We start from the raw sequence: 2,802 nt of genomic DNA, 5'->3' as shown, positions 1-2,802 counted from the left end.
AATATATATCCTAGGCAAATTAATGTAAATAGTAACATGCCTAAGCATAATATTATTTTCTATTTATCACAAAAAAATTCCTGTTTGTTTCTTAATTCCAGCGTAACCGCCATTATTGACTGATAAAAGGGTTTGTTGTCGCCAGCCTTGAATATGAATTATTACTAAACCAAAGGATGGTGCATCAGATGAACGATATATTTACGCTGTTTTTACTCATCATTAACGGCAGTTTCCTACTGCTATTACTGATAAAAGCTAATAAACCCGGCCAGACCGACTTAGCACCATTTAAGCAACTGGCTTATAACCAGGAACGCCTGGAGGTTATGCTGCGCGATGAACTGGGAAAAAACCGTCAGGAACTGACTTATAATACCAAAGTTCTGCGCGAAGAGTTAGCAATGCAATTGCATAGCTTTACTAATGCTAACGATCAGAAATTTAACCGGCTTATTCAAATTAATGAGCACAAACTCGATAAACTCCGTGAAACTGTTGAGTTAAAACTCACATCGATCCAGAGCGACAGCAGCAAAAAACTCGAAGAAATGCGCATAACTGTAGATGAAAAACTACATGCCACCCTGGAAAAACGATTAGGTGAATCATTTCAGTTGGTGAGTGAGCGCTTGGAGCTGGTTCATAAAGGGCTGGGCGAAATGCAACAACTGGCTTCCGGAGTCGGCGATCTCAAAAAAGTACTATCCAATGTAAAGACGCGTGGAATCTGGGGCGAAATGCAGTTGTCTTCCCTATTGGAACAGGTTCTGACACCTGAACAGTATGCTGTCAATGTGGCTACCAAGCATGGCAGCCAGGACCGGGTGGAATTTGCTATCAGGTTACCAGGCAAAGACAGTAACGATACGGTAGTTTGGTTGCCAATTGATGCCAAGTTTCCCCAGGAAGATTACCTGCGTCTCTTAGAAGCGCAGGAAATGTCTAATGCCGAGTTAGTTGCGGCGGCTGGGGCCAGCCTGGAGGCTCGAATTCGTCTAGAAGCTAAAACTATTAAAGAAAAATACATCGATCCTCCTAATACCACCGATTTTGCTATTTTGTTTCTTCCCGTAGAAGGTCTATATGCTGAGGTATTGCGTCGCCCCGGTCTGTGTGACAGTCTGCAACGTGAATACCGTATTAACATCACAGGGCCGACGACGTTGGCTGCTCTATTGAATAGTTTGCAAATGGGCTTTAGAACCCTGGCCATTGAGAAACGCTCCAGCGATGTATGGGTTCTTCTCGGTGCTGTAAAAACTGAATTTGGTAAATTCGGTGACGTTCTCACTAAAACCAAAGAAAAACTGGATCAAGCCAGCAAACAGCTTGATGCCGCCACAGTACGTACCCGCGCCATCGAACGCAAACTAAAGGATGTAGCGCAGTTACCTGTGCCTGAGGCAAGTAAGTTGTTGGGCGAACATGACAGCGACGAGTCAGAAGTATAAAAAGGCTCATTTAATTGTTGCATTTTGCAGTACGGGATTTCATAAGATAACCGGAAATAACGACGACCAGGGTTAGCCCAATCTTAAGCAGCAGAGAATAATCACTGATGTACGGTCCCACCGCCTTGTCACTGACAATCATTTCTGCAGCTGCGTAGCCCAGTACACCGGCTCCAATATAGATGATGGACGGGAAACGGTCCATAAGTTTCATGAGTAGCTGAGCGCCGAACACAACCAGTGGAATGCTCGTGGCAAGTCCAACGGTAATTAGGCCGTATTTGCCTGAGGGGACAGTTTGTGAGATAGCGGCTAAAGCCAACACATTGTCCAAACTCATAATAAGGTCAGCAAACAGGATAATTTTGATAGCTTCACGGTAGGATGTGGCTTCGCCATACGCCCCTTCTTTGCTGTCATCTCTTAACAGGCTAATGGCAATGTACAGGAGTGCCAAGCCACCCACAAATTGCAGAAACGGAACTTCCAAAAGAAATGCGGCTACAAACGTCAGAATAATCCTTAAAACAACTGCCCCAAGGCTACCCCATATAATCGCTTTTTGTCGCTGGGCAACTGGCAGGTTTTTGCTAGCTAGTGCAATAATGACGGCATTATCACCACTTAATACGAGGTTAATCAAAAGTATACTTCCTAAAGCCATAAACCACTCGGGTCCTATTGAACCAAAAAACTCCATCATTTTTCCTCCTCTATTTCTTCTATTGTATTATTATCAGCTTGACAACAGACTATAAACTGCAGTAGACAGTTGGATTTTTAACTGTTTCCCCTCCCCTGCACAAAATAAAAAGACCTCAGGTACGCATAAAATACATACCGAAGGTCTCACTATTGGTCAATTACCAACGATAACGCCAGATGCCAACAGACACCGAATGTTGACGTTATCTAGTAGTTACTCCCCTACGATTAGGAGTGATATTCAATTAAATGCATTATACCGGACCAAGGGTATGCTGTCAAGAGTAGAATTTTATCCAAGCGCATAGTATTCGTTGGAATCAACATGCACCCACAGGTGACGCACGGCAAATTCGGCGGCGGTCTCGCTCATACCTTCTCTGATGGGCTGAAGCAGTCTTGCTCGGGCTTGTTCAAGTGTGGTGAAATCACCACGGACAGTAAAAATCCCGTAGGAAAAATCATCGATCATTACATGAAACCGTGTCAGGCCAAATTGGTCTCCTTCTCCCCGGCCAGCATAGAAGATCTTGGCAGGGAATCCTGTAGGGGATGCAACGTCGGCTAAAACCTGCATGTTTTTTTCCAACATAGTTATATCTCCTCCTTATTGCTCTTTGTTTCCATTATACATGGCTAAAAG

Annotated in this window: 3 protein-coding genes; 1 reads left to right on the top strand and 2 read right to left on the bottom strand. The window is 44.0% G+C overall.

Translation table 11 applies throughout. From position 1 onward, the window contains the following. Positions 1-188: 188 nt before the first annotated feature. Positions 189-1,454: a DNA recombination protein RmuC gene (locus VN379_RS02835; RefSeq protein ID WP_325530583.1), complete on the top strand. Its 1,266-nt coding sequence runs from the start codon at positions 189-191 to the stop codon at positions 1,452-1,454. Positions 1,455-1,464: 10 nt separating this feature from the next. On the opposite strand, the gene VN379_RS02830 is transcribed toward VN379_RS02835, so the two are convergent. Further along, positions 1,465-2,157 carry a TerC family protein gene (locus VN379_RS02830; RefSeq protein WP_325530581.1) on the bottom strand — a complete coding sequence of 231 codons (693 nt, stop codon included), beginning with the start codon at positions 2,155-2,157 and terminating at the stop codon, positions 1,465-1,467. A 294-nt stretch (positions 2,158-2,451) separates the two neighbouring features. Continuing rightward, positions 2,452-2,751, bottom strand: a complete 300-nt coding sequence (locus tag VN379_RS02825; RefSeq protein WP_325530579.1) for a hypothetical protein — start codon at positions 2,749-2,751, stop codon at positions 2,452-2,454. Positions 2,752-2,802 lie beyond the last annotated feature (51 nt).

This window comes from Sporomusa sp. (assembly GCF_035561255.1).
GTDB lineage: Bacteria > Bacillota > Negativicutes > Sporomusales > Sporomusaceae > Sporomusa.
The sequence above is the reverse complement of the archived record's forward strand: the minus strand, read 5'-3'. Positions and strand labels throughout refer to the sequence as shown.

Bases quoted from the DNA above. Each gene is read 5' to 3' on its own strand.
- VN379_RS02835 (WP_325530583.1), top strand. From the start codon at position 189: ATGAACGATATATTTACGCTGTTTTTACTCATCATTAACGGCAGTTTC.
- VN379_RS02830 (WP_325530581.1), bottom strand. From the start codon at position 2,157: ATGATGGAGTTTTTTGGTTCAATAGGACCCGAGTGGTTTATGGCTTTA.
- VN379_RS02825 (WP_325530579.1), bottom strand. From the start codon at position 2,751: ATGTTGGAAAAAAACATGCAGGTTTTAGCCGACGTTGCATCCCCTACA.